Annotated in this window: 13 protein-coding genes; 5 read left to right on the forward strand and 8 right to left on the reverse strand. The window is 73.2% G+C overall.

All coding sequences use genetic code 11. The features are described from left to right. The first annotated feature begins 4 nt into the window (after nt 1-4). The 3 genes from disA to MID12_RS12250 all read left to right on the forward strand — a co-directional run bounded on the left by disA (nt 5) and on the right by MID12_RS12250 (nt 2,656). Nucleotides 5-1,129, forward strand: a complete 1,125-nt coding sequence (disA, locus tag MID12_RS12240) for a DNA integrity scanning diadenylate cyclase DisA (RefSeq protein ID WP_040249887.1) — start codon at nt 5-7, stop codon at nt 1,127-1,129. Nucleotides 1,130-1,379: 250 nt separating this feature from the next. Then, entirely contained in the window at nt 1,380-1,832 is a 453-nt protein-coding gene (locus tag MID12_RS12245; RefSeq protein WP_263166915.1) for a hypothetical protein, read from the forward strand. A 149-nt stretch (nt 1,833-1,981) separates the two neighbouring features. After that, nucleotides 1,982-2,656 carry a hypothetical protein gene (locus MID12_RS12250; RefSeq protein WP_263166918.1) on the forward strand — a complete coding sequence of 225 codons (675 nt, stop codon included), beginning with the start codon at nt 1,982-1,984 and terminating at the stop codon, nt 2,654-2,656. Nucleotides 2,657-2,773: 117 nt separating this feature from the next. Here MID12_RS12250 and MID12_RS12255 read toward each other — a convergent pair whose 3' ends face one another. Continuing rightward, nucleotides 2,774-4,582 (reverse strand): glycoside hydrolase family 15 protein, encoded by a 1,809-nt coding sequence (locus MID12_RS12255; RefSeq protein WP_040249889.1) that lies wholly within the window; start codon nt 4,580-4,582, stop codon nt 2,774-2,776. A gap of 188 nt (nt 4,583-4,770) precedes the next feature. Between MID12_RS12255 and MID12_RS12260 the strand changes: the two genes are divergently transcribed. Together MID12_RS12260 and MID12_RS12265 are read left to right on the forward strand one after the other, a co-directional pair. Further along, on the forward strand, nt 4,771-5,184 hold the full coding sequence (locus MID12_RS12260) for a RidA family protein (RefSeq protein WP_263166921.1): 414 nt from the start codon (nt 4,771-4,773) through the stop codon (nt 5,182-5,184). Between the two features lie 104 nt (nt 5,185-5,288). Continuing rightward, nucleotides 5,289-5,516: a hypothetical protein gene (locus tag MID12_RS12265; RefSeq protein ID WP_263166924.1), complete on the forward strand. Its 228-nt coding sequence runs from the start codon at nt 5,289-5,291 to the stop codon at nt 5,514-5,516. Nucleotides 5,517-5,537: 21 nt separating this feature from the next. Here the strand turns inward: MID12_RS12265 and MID12_RS12270 are convergent, their stop codons facing one another. From MID12_RS12270 to MID12_RS12300, 7 genes are all read right to left on the reverse strand, one after another. Continuing rightward, nucleotides 5,538-6,554, reverse strand: coding sequence for an aldo/keto reductase (locus tag MID12_RS12270; protein WP_263166928.1), 1,017 nt, complete (start codon nt 6,552-6,554; stop codon nt 5,538-5,540). Nucleotides 6,555-6,909: 355 nt separating this feature from the next. Further along, nucleotides 6,910-8,334 (reverse strand): ThuA domain-containing protein, encoded by a 1,425-nt coding sequence (locus MID12_RS12275; protein WP_263166930.1) that lies wholly within the window; start codon nt 8,332-8,334, stop codon nt 6,910-6,912. Continuing rightward, nucleotides 8,331-10,736, reverse strand: coding sequence for a PQQ-dependent sugar dehydrogenase (locus MID12_RS12280; RefSeq protein ID WP_411576945.1), 2,406 nt, complete (start codon nt 10,734-10,736; stop codon nt 8,331-8,333). Before MID12_RS12280 ends, MID12_RS12275 begins: the two co-directional genes overlap by 4 nt. 386 nt (nt 10,737-11,122) lie before the next feature. Further along, a complete protein-coding gene (locus MID12_RS12285; RefSeq protein ID WP_168542898.1) occupies nt 11,123-12,124 on the reverse strand; it encodes a sugar phosphate isomerase/epimerase family protein in 1,002 nt (333 codons plus the stop codon). Between the two features lie 46 nt (nt 12,125-12,170). Beyond that, nucleotides 12,171-13,379 carry a Gfo/Idh/MocA family protein gene (locus tag MID12_RS12290; protein ID WP_263166933.1) on the reverse strand — a complete coding sequence of 403 codons (1,209 nt, stop codon included), beginning with the start codon at nt 13,377-13,379 and terminating at the stop codon, nt 12,171-12,173. A gap of 75 nt (nt 13,380-13,454) precedes the next feature. After that, entirely contained in the window at nt 13,455-14,546 is a 1,092-nt protein-coding gene (locus MID12_RS12295; RefSeq protein WP_040249902.1) for a substrate-binding domain-containing protein, read from the reverse strand. Beyond that, nucleotides 14,543-15,511 carry an ABC transporter permease gene (locus tag MID12_RS12300; protein ID WP_237283062.1) on the reverse strand — a complete coding sequence of 323 codons (969 nt, stop codon included), beginning with the start codon at nt 15,509-15,511 and terminating at the stop codon, nt 14,543-14,545. The genes MID12_RS12295 and MID12_RS12300 overlap by 4 nt, the downstream gene beginning before the upstream one ends. Between the last annotated feature and the right edge of the window lie 11 nt (nt 15,512-15,522).

Below are 15,522 nucleotides of genomic sequence, written 5' to 3' on the forward strand. Positions count from 1 at the left end.
TGCAGTGGCAGCCAACGACCGGGCGGCAGCTCCCGGAAAGTCCGGCGGGAGTTCCGGTGCCGAGGGGCTGATGCGTGCCTCGCTGAGCGCGGTCGCACCCGGTACCGCCCTGCGGGACGGCCTGGAGCGGATCCTCCGCGGCAACACCGGAGGCCTCATCGTCCTCGGCTCCGACAAGACCGTCGAGTCGATGTGTACGGGCGGCTTCGTGCTCGACGTCGAGTTCACGGCGACCCGGCTGCGCGAGCTGTGCAAGCTCGACGGCGGCATCGTCATCGACAAGGACGTCACCAAGATCCTGCGCGCCGGGGTGCAGCTGGTGCCCGACCCGACGATCCCGACCGAGGAGACCGGCACCCGGCACCGCACCGCCGACCGCGTCTCCAAACAGGTCGGCTTCCCGGTGGTCTCGGTCTCCCAGTCGATGCGCCTGATCGCGCTCTACGTGGACGGCCAGCGCCGCGTCCTGGAGGACTCGGCCGCGATCCTCTCCCGCGCCAACCAGGCCCTGGCCACCCTGGAGCGCTACAAGCTCCGCCTCGACGAGGTCGCCGGCACCCTCTCCGCCCTGGAGATCGAGGACCTGGTGACCGTCCGGGACGTCACCGCGGTCGCCCAGCGCCTGGAGATGGTCCGCCGGATCGCCACCGAGATCGCCGAGTACGTGGTCGAGCTGGGCACCGACGGCCGCCTGCTCGCCCTCCAGCTGGAGGAGCTGATCGCGGGCGTCGAACCGGACCGCGAACTCGTCGTCCGCGACTACGTCCCCGAGCCCACCGCCCGCCGCTCCCGCACCGTGGACGAGGCCCTGTCCGAACTGGACGCCCTCACCCACGCCGAACTCCTCGAACTGCCCACCGTGGCCCGCGCCTTGGGCTACACCGGCTCCCCCGAGGCCCTCGACTCCGCCGTCTCCCCCCGCGGCTTCCGCCTGCTCGCCAAGGTCCCCCGGCTGCCCGGCGCGATCATCGACCGCCTGGTCGAGCACTTCGGCGGCCTGCAGAAACTCCTCGCGGCGAGCGTGGACGACCTCCAGACCGTCGACGGCGTCGGCGAGGCCCGCGCCCGCAGCGTCCGCGAGGGCCTGTCCCGGCTCGCGGAGTCGTCGATTCTGGAGCGGTACGTCTAGGGCCTTTCGTTTGGATCGGGCCGGGCTCTCCGCTCCCCCGAGAACCGACCAGGGCAAGCTGCCCAACGCCCTTTGCCAGTGCCGAAGTTGTGCAGTTGTCAGTCATGAAGTCGTGCAGCGGCGATGGTACGAGACGGGTGCGGAGCGTGACGCGGTGCCCTCGCTCTGTTGCGCCGGAGTGCGAGAAGCGCGGAGGGCTCGGCGGGGCTCCCCGGTCCGGCGCGGAAACGGGCCCAGTAGGGTCGGGGCCATGCAGCCGCCGCAGCCGTCCGCCCCGCCGCCACCCGCCGCTCCCCAGGGGCCGACCGCGGCCCCGCGCCGTACCGGGCTGCTCCTCGGGGCCCTGGTCGTCGGGCTGCTGGTCGGCGCCGGGGGCGTGGGCGCGGCCTGGGCGCTCGGCGGGGACGACGGTGGCTCCGGCTCCGGGTCCGGAGCGGCGGGCGATGCGCGCGGTGCCTGCGCGGCCCTCGACGGTTTCGACGAGTCTCAGTACGGGGCGAAGGGCGACGAGGGGCTGGTGGCCCTGAACCGCTGGAGCGGGGCGGTCACCCTGTCCGCCGCGGCGGCCGCGGGCGACCCGGAGTACCGGCCGCTCGCCGAGGCGCTCAACCGGGCGCAGCAGCGCCACGCCCGTGAGTTCACCTTCGACGCCGAGGCGAAGAAGGATCTGGCGAAGGCCCGCGGGATCTGCGCGGACCTCTGAGACGGCGGGCAGTGGGCAGCGGAGACCGCGGCCGCTGAGGGCCTTGCTGCCCTGGGGCGCCGGTGCCGGTTTCTCGGGTGGGTGCCGGTGTCTCGGGTGGGTGCTGGTGCAAGTGCCGGTGTCTCGGGCCCGGTTGCCATCATGAGCCCATGAGCGGTGACGTCCTCGTATCGATGAAGACCGTCCGGCGGAGCGAGTTGGCGGCTCTGCTCGGTGGTGCGCAGGGGCCGGAGCAGCAGAGGGCGCGCGACCTCGCGCGGGAGCGGGCCCGTGCCGTACAGGCCCGGCTCGACGCGGCGGCCGGTGAATCCGGCGGCGCACAGGGAGAGTCGGGCCTCACCGTGCCCGATGCCCTGGAGGAACTGCTCGCGGGTCGGGTGGCCCAGGACGTGCCCGGCGGCGGTGCCGCCTACCGCCGCGCCCTGATCGCCCTCCTCGCGGGGATCGGCTCGGAGCCCGTCCTCCTCGGCTCGTACGCGGCGCCGCCGAAGGCCCTCTACGCGCGGATGGACGAGGAGATGCGCGCGCTGGGGGTGCCGGAGCCGCTGCTGCCCTACCGGTTCCTGTTCGCCGGGGCACCCGAGGAGCTGCCGCTGCCCGAGCCGCCGGACGGGCACCCGGGGCTGGGCCGCCTGCCGGTGGACCGGGCCGGGGCGGTCGCGGAGGCCGGTCGGCAGGTCGCGTACAGCCTGGGCACGACGTACTACGCGGCCCGGCCGCTGGTGGACGCGCTGGAGGCCGCGCACCAGGAGTGGCAGCGGGCCCTGCGCTCCGGGCGCCGGGACCACGCGGACCTGGTCGTCTTCTGGAGCGACGACGAGTGAACGGCTCGGTTAGACGAGTCGGTCAGACCGATTTACCAGACGAGTCGACAGAGACGACTGAGCAGGGACGGCTCACCGCGAACGCCCCGGCTGACCGGCCGCCCCGGCGCCCCGCCCTCACCCCCGCCCACCCCCGGCGGCCTCCTCCGGACCCGGACGGCCGAAGAGTGTGTACGCCGTGCCGATCAGGCCCAGGTGGCTGAACGCCTGGGGGAAGTTGCCGAGTTGGCGGGCCGCCTTCGGGTCGTACTCCTCGGCGAGCAGGCCCACGTCGTTGCGCAGGTCGAGCAGGCGGGTGAAGAGGGCGCGGGCCTCGGTGCGGCGGCCGGTGAGGTGGAGGGCGTCGGCGAGCCAGAAGGAGCAGGCGAGGAAGGTGCCCTCGGTGCCGGGGAGGCCGTCGACGGTGCCGCCGTCGGTGCTGTAGCGGCGGATCAGGCCGTCCTCGTCGAGTTCGCGGCGGACGGTGTCCACGGTGCCCCGCACCCGGGGGTCGCTCGCGGGCAGGAAGCCGACCCGGGGTATGAGGAGAGTGGCCGCGTCGAGTTCGCGGCTGCCGTACGACTGGGTGAAGGTGCCGCGGTCCTCGTCCCAGGCGCGGGCGCAGACCTCGCGGTGGATGGTCTCGCGCAGTTCCTGCCAGCGCCCGATCTCGCCCGGCAGTCCCGGGTGGGCCTCCATGGTGCGCACCGCGCGGTCGGCGGCGACCCAGGCCATCACCTTGGAGTGGGTGAAGTGCCGTCTGGGGCCCCGGACTTCCCACAGTCCGTCGTCCGGTTCGGACCAGGCGGACTCCAGGTGCTCCATCAGCGCGCGCTGCAACTTCCAGGCCTCCGGCTCGAATTGCAGGCCCGCGGCGTCGGCGGTGTGCAGGGTGTCCATCACCTCGCCGTAGACATCCAGCTGGAGCTGGTCGACGGCGGCGTTGCCCGCGCGTACCGGGCGGGACTTCTCGTAGCCGCTCAGCCAGGTCAACTCGGTCTCGGGCAGGCGGCGTTCACCGCTGAGCCCGTACATGATCTGGAGGTCGGCGGGGTCGCCCGCGACCGCTCTCAGCAGCCAGTCCCGCCAGGCCTGGGCCTCCTCCTGGTAGCCCGCGGAGAGCAGCGCGCCGAGGGTGAGCGCGGAGTCGCGCAGCCAGGAGAAGCGGTAGTCCCAGTTGCGGACGCCGCCGAGTTCCTCCGGCAGCGAGGTGGTGGGGGCGGCGACGATGCCGCCGGTCGGCTCGTAGGTGAGGGCCTTGAGGGTGAGCAGGGAGCGGACCACGGCCTCCCGGTGCGGGCCCCGGTAGCGGCAGCGGTCCGACCAGGCCTGCCAGTCGGCGAGGCTGGTGGCGAGCGACTCCCGCGGGTCGACCGAGGAGGGGGCGCTCTCGTGCGAGGGCGCCCAGGTGAGGACGAAGGCGCGCTCCTCGCCCGCGCGCACCGTGAAGTCGGAGCGGATGCCGAAGTCGTGTACCACGGTGTCCACTTGGGGGTCGTGGCGCAGCCAGGCCGAGTCTGGTCCCGCGACGGCCACCAAGCGCCCGTCCACCTCCCGCATCCAGGGCCGCACCCGCCCGTAGTCGAAGCGCAGCCGCAGTTCGCCGGTCATGGCGACCTCGCCGGAGAGTCCGGTGACGATACGGATCAGGTCCGGCACCCTGTCCCGCTGCGGCATGAAGTCGGTGACCTTGACGGCGCCTTCGGGGGTCTCCCAGACGCTCTCCAGGACGAGTGAGCCGGGGGCGTAGGCGCGGCGGGTGCAGCTGCCCGCGCCCTCGGGGGCCAGCCGCCAGTGGCCGTTGTCCTCCTGGCCGAGCAGCGCCGCGAAGCAGGCCGGGGAGTCGAAGCGCGGCAGGCAGAGCCAGTCCACCGAGCCGCCGGTGCTGACGAGCGCCGCCGACTGGTGGTCGCCGATGAGTGCGTAGTCCTCGATTCCGTGGGTCACAGCTCCCGCCTGCCCGCACCGGGGCCGGAATAGGCAGTCTCCGGTGGATCGTCTCGCCGACGGCACGGGCGGGCGGGGGCAGGTGCGGGCAGGAGCGCGGGCCCGGGCGGAAAAGCAGGGGCACGCCCGGGGCCGTTCTGCCAGGGTGAGCGGTTGTCCGCAGGCCCGCACCACCGAAGGGAACGCCCGTGCCCCGTGCCGTCACCCTGATCCGCTCCGACGCCCTCTCCGATGTCGCGGAGTACGCCTACGCCGCCACCGCGCCCGCCGGGGCCCGGCTGATCTTCCTCGCCGGTGCCTGCCCCCTCGACGAGGAGGGCGAGACCGTCTGCCCCGGCGACCACCGCGGGCAGGCCGCCCAGGCGGTGGCCAATCTGCGCACCGCGCTCGCCGCGGCCGGGGCCGGGATCGAGGACGTGATCAGCACCCGGGTCCTGGTCGCCACCGCGGACTCCGAGGAGCTGGTGGCCGCCTGGGAGGTGGTCCGGGACGCCTTCGGCGCGCACGACGTGCCGAGCACCCTGATGGGGGTGACCGTGCTCGGCTACCGGGACCAGCTGGTGGAGATCGAAGCGGTCGCCGCCGTACTGGACCCCGAGTGAGCCGGACCGCGCCGAGAATCCCGAAGACCCGCCCGTGCCCGCACCTCTGAGAACCCCGGAGACCCACCCATGCCCGCACTCCTGAGAACCCCGTAGGCCCGCCCATGCCCGCACCCCATGGATTCCGGTACGAGACCCGTGCCGACGGCAGCGTCGAGATCACCCACCGGGGCCGCACCGCGACCCGTCTCCGCGGCGCCCGGGCGGCGAAGTTCCTGGCCGAAGTCGCGGCGGGGGACGCCCAGTTGGTGATGGCGCGCTGGACCGGCGCCTACAAGTTCGGCAACGAGCGGGCCGCCCGGAGCCACCCGCGCAACAGCGGCCGGCGCTGAGCCCGGGGCCGCCCGGCGCCCCTAGCGTCCCAGCGGCCGGATCCGGTCGTCGGTGTCCCCGTACACATTGCGCCGTACGACGGGCTCGTCGAGGAACTCGTGCGGGAAGCCGAGCGGGACCGCGCTGAGTTCGTCGAGGCGGGTCAGGGCGGCCTCGTCGAGGGTGACGTCGAGGCAGCCGAGGGTGTCGGTGAGCTGGGCCTCGCGGGTGGCGCCGAGGAGCGGCACGAGGTTGCCGGGGCGGCTGCGCAGCCAGGCGAGGGCGACCTGGCCGGGGGTCCAGCCGCCCTGCTCGGCGGTCTCGACCACGGCGGTGACGAGCGCGTTCTCGCGCGGGTCGGTGGTGTCCGTACCGAGGCGCCCCTGTTCGCCGCGCAGGTACTTGCCGGTGAGCCGGCCGCCCGCGAGGGGGCTCCAGGCGAAGACGGCCTGCCCGAACGCCCGTGCCTGCGGCAGGAGTTCGCGCTCCGGGGAGCGGTCGAGGAGGTGGTAGCGCAGCTGGGAGCCCGCGAAGGCGGTCCAACCGCGCAGTTCGGCAAGGGTGTTGGCCTGCGCGATCTCCCAGGCCGGCCAGTCGGAGACCCCGAGGTAGAGCACCTTCCCGGCGCGCACCAGGTCGTCGAGGGCGCGCATGGTCTCCTCGACGGGGGTGAACTCGTCGCGGGCGTGCACCCACAGCACGTCGAGCCGGTCGGTGCGCAGCCTGCGCAGGCTCGCCTCCACCGACTGCACCAGGTTCTTGCGGTGGTTGCCGCCGGAGTTGGGGTCGCCGGGGCGGGTGGCGCAGGTGTACTTGCTGGCGAGGACGTACTCCTCGCGGCGCCCGGTGAGCAGTTCGCCGAGGACGCTCTCCGAGCTGGAGCCGGTGTAGATGTCGGCGGTGTCCAGGAAGTTGCCGCCCGCCTCGGTGTACAGGTCGAGCAGGCGGCCGCTCGCCTCCTTGCCGATGCCGCCCGCCTCCTCGGTGCCGAAGGTCATGGCGCCGAGGCCGAGTTCGCTGACCCGGAGCCCGGTCCTGCCGAAGAGTGTGTAGCGCACGCTGTTCCTCACCGTCGTCGCAACCGTCGTCGTATCGCTCTCGCCCGCTGCCGCGGGCGCCCGGGCCGCCCCTCTCCCGCGCGGGCGCACCGGGCGGCCGCGGGCCCGTACCCTCCGCACGCTACGAGCTGGAGCGCACTCCAGGGCAAGGCGCGCCCGCGGGCGGGGGACGGAATCCGGGCGGGAGGCGGGCAACGAGGAGGCGGCGGGCGGGAGTCGGCGTCCTCCCTGCCCGCCGCCGGGCCGCCGGGGCCCCCTCAGACTCCGGCGGCGGCCTCGGGGGCGGGGCCGGTGCGCACGCGGTCGCGGTCCGGTCCCGCCCCGGGCCGGGGCCGGGGCCGGACCGCGGCCGGGTTCACCCGCGCCGCTCGGGCAGTTCCTTCAGGCGGATGCCGCGGAAGGACACCTCGTCGCCCTCGCCGTGGTTCTGCAGGCCGAGATGCCCGTCGGTGAGGCTGCGTGCCGGATCGGTGTTGGTGAAGTCGTTGACGAGCGCCCCGTTGAGCAGGACCTGGAGGCGTTCGCCCTCGACGCGGATCTCGAAGGTGTTCCACTCGCCCGGCGGGTTGAGCGCCGCGTCCCGGGCGGCGAGGTCGGCGGACTGGAAGCCGTAGACGGCGCCGGTGGTCTTCTCCGGGACGTCGGTGGCGTCGATCTGGATCTCGTAGCCCCGGTCCACCGCGGACCAGGGGTCGTCGGAGGCCGGAAAGCCCACGAAGACACCGGAGTTGGCGTCCCCGGTCATCCGCCAGTCGAACTTCAGGGAGTACGAGGCGAGTTGGCGTGCCTCGTACCAGAACAGGCCCATGCCGCCGGAGGTGGTGAGGGTGCCGTCCTCGGCGGCCGTGAAGGAGCCGGGCCCCGCCTGCCGCCAGCCCGTGGTGTCGGTGCCGGAGGTCAGCGGGGTGTAGCCCTGCTCGGGGCGGCAGTCGGCCTGGGCGGCGCCGGTGGCCCAGCGGATGCCGCCGAGGAGGTGCTGCCGGAACTCCGGTTCGGCGTAGGACTCGCGGGTGTGGCCGCCGCCGGTGTAGAAGGCCCGCCCGCCCTCGTACTCCTGGCACCAGGCGATCGGATGGTCGCCGCCCATGGTGCCGCCCTGGTAGCTCGACTCGTCGAGGGTGGCCAGGATGTGCGCCCGCTCGCGGGGGTTGGAGCGGTAGTTGTACCACTCGTCGGTGCGCCCCCACTCCCCGCCGAGGTGGGCGGTGGCCGGGTGGGCGCGGTCCTCGGGGTGGACGGTGGCGTGCTGGATCTCCGGGTGCGAGGAGAAGTAGGCGCCCGCGAGGCCGCCGTAGAAGGGCCAGTCGTACTCGGTGTCGGCGGCGGCGTGCACCCCGACCCAGCCGCCGCCGCGGCGGATGTACTCCTCGAAGGCCGACTGCTGCTGCTCGTCGAGGACGTCCCCGGTGGTGGAGAGGAAGACCACCGCGTCGAAGCGGGCGAGCTTCTCGGGGGTGAACTCCCGTGCGTCCTCGGTGGCTTCGAGGGTGAAGCCGTGCTCGTCGGCGAGTGCGCGCAGCGCGGCGATGCCGTCCGGGATGGAGTCGTGCCGGAATCCGGCGGTGGCGGAGAAGACGAGGACGCTCCTGCCCGCCAGCCGCCCGTCCGGGACCGCCGGGTCCGCGGAGTGCTGCCGTACGCCGGGGGCGTCCGCGGAGGTCCGGGGACCGTCCGGGGCGGTCGCCGCGGCGGCGGGTACGGCCGCGGCGGCGAGCAGGAGGGCGGCGGCCGCCGCCGGGCGGATGCCGCGCTTGCGGGACTGCCGTGTGCTGCGGGTCATGACCGGGCCTTTCGTCCGCTCGCGGGGAAGGTGAAGTCGTCGAGGTCGTAGAGCGCGCCCGCCCCGCCCCGGAAGACGAGGTAGAGGGTGGTGGTCTCGCCGGGTGGCGAGGTCAGCGGCGCGGTGACGTCCTGGAAGCTCTCCCAGTCGCCGGTGACCGGCACCTGTGCGCTGCCGAGGAGCTGACCGTCGGGTGCCCCGGCCCGCACCTCCAGGGTGCCGCCGCTGCCCGCCGAGGAGATCCGGGCGGTGAACCGCTCGGCGCCGCCGAGGGCGTAGGGCGCGGAGGCGATCCAGTCGCCGTCCTCGATGTTGCCGACGGTGCGGCCGCCGTGCGCGGTGCCGTGCGCGATGACGTCCACGCCCTCGGCGGAGGTGAAGTGCTCGGCCTGCCGGTGGCGGGGTTGCAGGACGCTCTCGTCGTGGGCGGTCAGCGGGGGCTGCCCGCCGCCGCCCTGGTCGGTGTACTCCGCGTCGAAGACGGCGAAGATGTTCTCGTCGCCGCCGTGGCCGCCGTCCACCGGGGTGGTCAGCGTGCCGGAGCAGCCGTGGGCCGAGGTGATCGGGTGGCCGTGGCTGTCGTGGCCGAGGATGTAGGTCACCTCGACCTTGGCGCAGTCCACCGGGCCGTCCTCCGGGTCGGTGGCCACCACCCGGAAGGGGACGCTGTCGCCGAAGCTGAACAGGCCGCCGTCCTGCGGGAGTTCGAGGCGCACGCTCGGTGCCGTGTTGCCGACCGTGACCAGCACGCTCGCGGTGCCGGTGCGGCCGGTGGGATCGCCGGCGGTCACGGTCGCCGTGTAGGTGCCGTTGGCGGTGTAGGTGTGCTCGGCCCGCTCACCGGAGGCGGTGGTGCCGTCCCCGAAGTCCCAGTCGTAGGTGAGCGGATCGCCGTCCGCGTCGCTGCTGCCCTCGGCGGAGAAGGCGACCTTCAGCGGTGCCTGCCCGCTGGTGGTGTCCGAGGAGGCCTCGGCGACCGGGGCGCTGCCGCCGGTGGCGTTCTCGATGCGGTAGAGCGCGGAGTTCGCGTCGCCGTTGAAGTAGCCGGTGCCGTAGTCGAGGACGTACAGCGCGCCCTCGGGCCCGAACTCCATGTCCATCACCTGGGTGCCCTGCCAGGGGAAGGCGCCGATGCCGGTGACGGTGCCGTCCGGTTCCTGGCCGATGCTCTTGATCCAGCGGCGGCCGAACTCGCCCGCGAAGAAGTCCCCGTCGTACTCCTCGGGGAACTTCACCGGCGAGTCCAGGTCCGGGTCGTAGCGGTAGACCGGCCCGGCCATCGGGGACTCCGAGCCGTCCCCGAACTCCGGTACGGAGCTGCCGTCGTAGGGGATCCAGGCGGGCTGCGCGGGCGGCAGCTGGCTCAGTCCCGTGTGGTGCGGGGAGTTGTTGACGGGGGCGGCGCAGTCGTAGCGGTCTCCGGAGGCGCCGGTGCCGAAGTCGTACTCGGTGTAGGCGTCGTTCTGGCCGGTGCAGTAGGGCCAGCCGAAGTTGCCGGGTGCGGTGATACGGGCGAACTCGACCTGCCCGCCCGGGCCGCGCGCCGGGTCCGCGCCGCTCGCGTCCGGTCCGTAGTCGCCGACGTAGACCGTGCCGGTGGGCTTGTCGACGCTCATCCGGAAGGGGTTGCGGAAGCCCATGGCGTAGATCTCGGGGCGGGTCCTCGCGGTGCCGGGGGCGAAGAGGTTGCCGTCCGGGATGCTGTAGGAGCCTTCCGCGCCGACCTTGATCCGCAGGATCTTGCCGCGCAGGTCATCGGTGCTGCCGGAGGAGCGCTGGGCGTCGAACGCCGGGTTGCGGTCGGCGCGTTCGTCGATCGGGGTGTAGCCGTCGGACTGGAAGGGGTCGGTGTCGTCACCGGTCGACAGGTAGAGATTGCCCGCGGCGTCGAAGGCGATGTCGCCGCCGACATGGCAGCACAGTCCGCGCGAGGCCGGTACGTCCAGCACCTTGGTCTCGCTGGCGAGGTCGAGGCTGCCGGAGGGGTCGAGCCGGAAGCGGGAGAGCCGGTTGACCCCGTCGAAGGGCGCGAAGTCGGCGGCGGAGCCGGTCTCCGGGGCGTCGCCCGCGGGGGTGTCCAGCGGGGGCGCGTAGTAGAGGTAGACGAAGCGATTCTGCGCGAAGCCCGGGTCGATGCCGACGCCCTGCAGCCCCTCCTCGTCGTGGCTGTAGACGGGGACGCGGCCCGCCACTTCGGTGGTGCCGCCGGGGTCGGTGAGCCGCAGGGTGCCGTCCCGGGAGGTGTGCAGCACCGAGCTGTCCGGCAGCACCGCGAGCGACATCGGCTCGCCCGTCTCGGGTTCGCCCTTGGCGAGGGTGACCTGCTGGAACTCGGCGGCGGCCGGGGCGGGCGCCTCGGCCGCGCCGCTGCTCCCGGCACCGGAGCCGAGCGCGCCGGTCACCAGGAGCGCGCTGGTGAGAAGGGCGAGGGCGGTACGCGGTGAGCGGCGCCGCCTCGCGGGGCAACCGGGCGTAGGTCTGCGGGAGTTGGGGGAACGGTCGGGGTCTGGGGTCTGCTTCCTGTGCACGCGTGTCCTCCTGGACTCGAACGGAGGCCGACCGTTGCCGGTGGCCGCCGGAAAGGCACAGGCGCGCGCCGTCGCGCCAGGGCGGGGTGCGGGCCGCGGACTGCCGCGGAAAGCCGTGGTGGTACGAGGGGACGGCTCGCCGCCGCAGGTGTCCGTGGTCCGGGCCCCCGCGTCATCAGGGTGTCGCGCTCACCTCCTTCCGCCTCGCTCCTGGACTGTGACGTATGCGAGTTGACGAGCAGTCATCTTTTGACGGGTCGTCAGTTGCCGCCGAAGGCCGCGTCGAAGGAAGCCGTCGGGGGCTCGAAGTCGTAGGCCTTCAGGCGCCGCAGGGCCTCCGGGGCGCCCTGGAGGCGGTCCATCCCGGCGTCCTCCCACTCCACCGAGACCGGTCCCGCGTAGCCGATCGAGCGCAGCATCCGGAAGACGTCCTCCCAGGCCACATCGCCGTGCCCGGCGGAGACGAAGTCCCAGCCGCGGCGCGGGTCGCCCCAGGGCAGGTGCGAGCCGAGGCGGCCGTTGCGGCCGTCGAGGCGGCGGCGGGCCTCCTTGCAGTCGACGTGGTAGATCCGGTCCCGGAAGTCGTAGAGGAAGCCGACCGGGTCGAGGTCCTGCCAGACGAAGTGGCTCGGGTCGAAGTTGAGGCCGAAGGCGGGCCGGTGGCCGATGGCCTCCAGGGCGCGGTGGGTGGTCCAGTAGTCGTAGGCGATCTCGCTGGGGTGCACCTCATGGGCGAAGCGCACGCCCTCGGTGTCGAAGACGTCGAGGATCGGGTGCCAGCGCTCCGCGAAGTCGGTGTAGCCGCGCTCCACCATGTGCTCGGGGACCGGCGGGAACATCGCCACCAGGTGCCAGATCGAGGAGCCGGTGAAGCCGACGACGGTCTCCACCCCGAAGGCGGCGGCGGCCCGCGCGGTGTCCGCCATCTCGGCCGCCGCCCGCTGCCGCACCCCCTCCGGCTCGCCGTCGCCCCAGATCCGCGGCGGCAGGATGGCCTGGTGCCGCTCGTCGATCGGGTCGTCGCAGACCGCCTGCCCGACCAGGTGGTTGGAGATCGCCCAGCACTTCAGGCCGTGCTTGTCGAGGAGTTCATGCCGCCCGGCCAGATAGCCCGGCTCGTGCAGGGCCTTCTGCACGTCGAAGTGGTCGCCCCAGCAGGCGAGTTCGAGCCCGTCGTAGCCGAAGTCACGGGCCAGTCGGCACACCTCCTCCAGCGGCAGGTCGGCCCACTGCCCGGTGAAGAGGGTGAAGGATCGCGGCATGGTCTTCTCCTGACGCGTACTCAGTTCGCTTGCGGGATAAGGGATGTCACCCGGTGGGGACGGCGGCGGGCTGCGGGGCCGGGACGGGGACGAGGACGGAGTTCGCGGCCGCGCTCTGCTCGACCGCGGCGAGGACGCGCTGCACCTGGAGCCCCTCCTCGAAGCCAGGGTCCGGGTCGGTGCCCGCGGCGATCGCCTGGAGCAGGTCGTGGGCCTGGTGGGTGAAGGTGTGCTCGTAGCCGAGTCCGTGGCCGGCCGGCCACCAGGCGGAGAGGTACGGGTGGCTGTCCTCGGTGACGTGGATGCGGCGGAAGCCCGCCTCGGCCGGGTCGGCGGTGTGGTCGTGGAAGTGCAGTTCGTTCAGGCGCTCCAGGTCGAAGGAGAGCGAGCCGAGGGTGCCGTTGATCTCCACCCGCAGCGCGTTCTTGCGGCCCGCGGCGACCCGGCTCACCTCGAAGGAGGCCAGCGCCCCGGAGGCGAGGCGCCCGGAGATCAGCGCGGCGTCGTCCACGGTGACCGGGCCGATCTCGCCCGGGGAGCCGCCGGGCACCGGGCGCTCCCGTACGAAGGTCTCGGTCTGCGCGCTGACCGCGGTGAGCGCTTCGCCCGCGAGGTGCTGGGCGAGGTCGACGGCGTGCGCGCCGAGGTCGCCGAGGGCGCCGGAGCCCGCCTGCTCCCTGCGCAGCCGCCAGGCCAGCGGGAAGTCGGGGCTGACCAGCCAGTCCTGGAGGTAGCTGATCCGCACGTGCCGCAGCACGCCGAGGCGGCCCTCGGCAGTCATCCGGCGGGCGAGCGCCAGGGCGGGTGTGCGGCGGTAGTTGAAGCCGACCATGGCGAACCGGCCGCGGGCGCGGGCCCGGCGGGCGGCCTCGGCCATCGCCTCGGCCTCGGCCACGGTGTTGGCGAGCGGCTTCTCGCACAGCACGTGCTTGCCCGCCTCCAGGGCCGCGATCGCGATCTCGGCGTGGCTGGACCCGGGGGTGCAGATGTCGACGAGGTCCACGTCGTCCCGGGCGATCAGGGCCCGCCAGTCGGTCTCGGCGGCGGCCCAGCCGAGCCGGTCGGCCGCCGCCCGCACGGCGGCCGGGTCCCGCCCGCAGACGGCGGCCATCGCGGGGGCCAGCGGCAGGTCGAAGACCCGCCCCACGGTGCGCCAGCCCTGCGAGTGGGCGGCGCCCATGAAGGCGTAGCCGATCATCCCGATCCCCAGTACCGGGGTGGCGGGGGTGGCGGGCGCGGAGGTGTCGTTGGGCATGGAGCTCCTCCCAGTCGAAGCGGGGTGCGGTGGCGGGGCGCGGGCCGGTGATCGTCAACGGCCGCGCCCGGCAGGTCAGTTGAAGCCGGTCGGGAGGTACTGGTCGACGTTCTCCTTGGTCACCACGGCCGAGTAGAGGGTGAGCGAGGCGGGGATCTCCTGCTCGGCGAGGCCGCCGACGCCCTTGCCCTGGCCGAGGGCGCGGGCCAGGTCGATCGCGGAGGCCGCCATGGTCGGCGGGTAGAGCACGGTCGCCTTGAGGACGGTGTTGTCGGCCTTGATGACATCCATCGAGTGCCGCGAACCCGCGCCGCCGACCATCACGAACTCGTCCCGCCCGGCCTGCTTGATGGCGCGCTCGGCGCCCACGCCCTGGTCGTCGTCGTGGTTCCACAGGGCGTCGAACTTCGGCTGCGCCTGGAGGAGTTCGGCCATCTTCTTCTGCCCGGACTCGACGGTGAACTCGGCGGCCTGGCGGGCCACCTTGCGGATGTTCGGGTAGTTCTTCAGGGCGTCGTCGAAGCCCCGGGTGCGCTCCTGGGTCAGCTCCAGGCTGTCCATCCCGGCGAGTTCGACGACCTTCGCGTTCTTCTTGCCCTTGAGCCGCTCACCGATGTAGCGGCCCGCGTTCAGACCCATCCCGTAGTTGTCGCCGCCGATCCAGCAGCGGTACGCCTGGGGGGAGTTGAAGATCCGGTCCAGGTTGACCACCGGGATCCCGGCCCGCATCGCCTTGAGGCCGACGCCGGTCAGCGCCTTGCCGTCGGCGGGCAGGATCACCAGGACGTCGACCTTCTTGTTGATCAGGGTCTCGATCTGGCCGATCTGCTGCGCGGTGTCGTTGGAGCCCTCGGTGCTGACCAGGGTGACGTCCTCGTAGGCCTTCGCGCGGCGCCTGCCCTCCTCGTTGATGGCGTTGAGCCAGCCGTGGTCGGCCTGCGGACCGGCGAAGCCGATGGTGACCTTCTTGCCGGGCTTGTCGCCGGGCGCGCCCGCGGGCTGCTTGCCGGAGTCGGACTCGTCCTTGGTCTCGTTGCTGGTGCAGCCGGTGGCGAGCAGGGCGGCACCGGCCGCCGCGGTGCCGAGGAGCAGATTGCGGCGGCTGGCGAACTGCCCTGTGGCGGGCGGCTGTTCGGGGCTGCCGCCGGTGCGCCGGAGTTCTCTCATGAGCTGGTACGACCCTTCTGGACCAGGACGGCAGCGACGATGATCGCTCCCTTGGCGATCTGCTGGACGTCGCTCTGCAGGTTGTTGAGCGCGAAGAGGTTGGTGATGGTGGTGAAGACCAGGACGCCGAGGACGGAGCCGGTGATGGTGCCGCGCCCGCCGCTGAGCAGGGTGCCGCCGATGATCGCGGCGGCGATGGCGTCGAGTTCGTAGAGGTTGCCGTTGGTGTTCTGGCCGGAGCCGGTGAGCACGACGAGCATGAAGGCGGCGATCCCGCAGCACAGTCCGGAGAGCAGGTAGAGCAGCAGCCGCTGCCGCTTGACCGCGATGCCCGCGAGCCGGGAGGCCTCCGGATTGCCGCCGATGGCGACCGTGCGGCGCCCGAAGGTGGTGCGCCCGAGGACCAGCCAGCCCAGCACCGAGACCGCCGCGAAGATCAGCACCAGTGGCGGGATGCCGAGCACATAGGCGTCGGGCAGGCCCAGGTCGAGGACGGACTCGACGGTCACCACCTGGGTGCGCCCGTCGCTGATCTGGAGCGCGAGCCCGCGCGCCGAGGCCAGCATCGCGAGGGTGGCGATGAACGGCACCATCGGCCCGTACGCCACCAGGAGCCCGTTGACGAGCCCGCAGCCGAGGCCGACCAGAAGAGCGCAGAAGAGGATGCCGGGCAGCCCGTACTCCTGGGTGGCGACCGTGGTGGCCCACACCGAGGCGAGGGCGACGATCGCGCCCACCGAGAGGTCGATGCCGCCGCCGATGATGACGAAGGTGACGCCGACGGTGACCACGCCGATCACCGAGGCCTGCGTCAGGATCAGCTGCAGATTGTCGGTGCTCAGGAACTCGCTCGGCTTGGTGAGGGCGCCGACGACCACCAGCGCGCCGAGCACCGCGAGCAGCGAGAGGTGCCGCAGGTCGATCCGTGAAACCGCCCTGCGGGCAGGGGACTTGGTGGGCGGCAGGGAGCCCGCGC

The sequence above is a fragment of the Streptomyces sp. SCSIO ZS0520 genome (assembly GCF_025643355.1).
Taxonomy (GTDB): Bacteria; Actinomycetota; Actinomycetes; order Streptomycetales; family Streptomycetaceae; genus Streptomyces; species Streptomyces physcomitrii.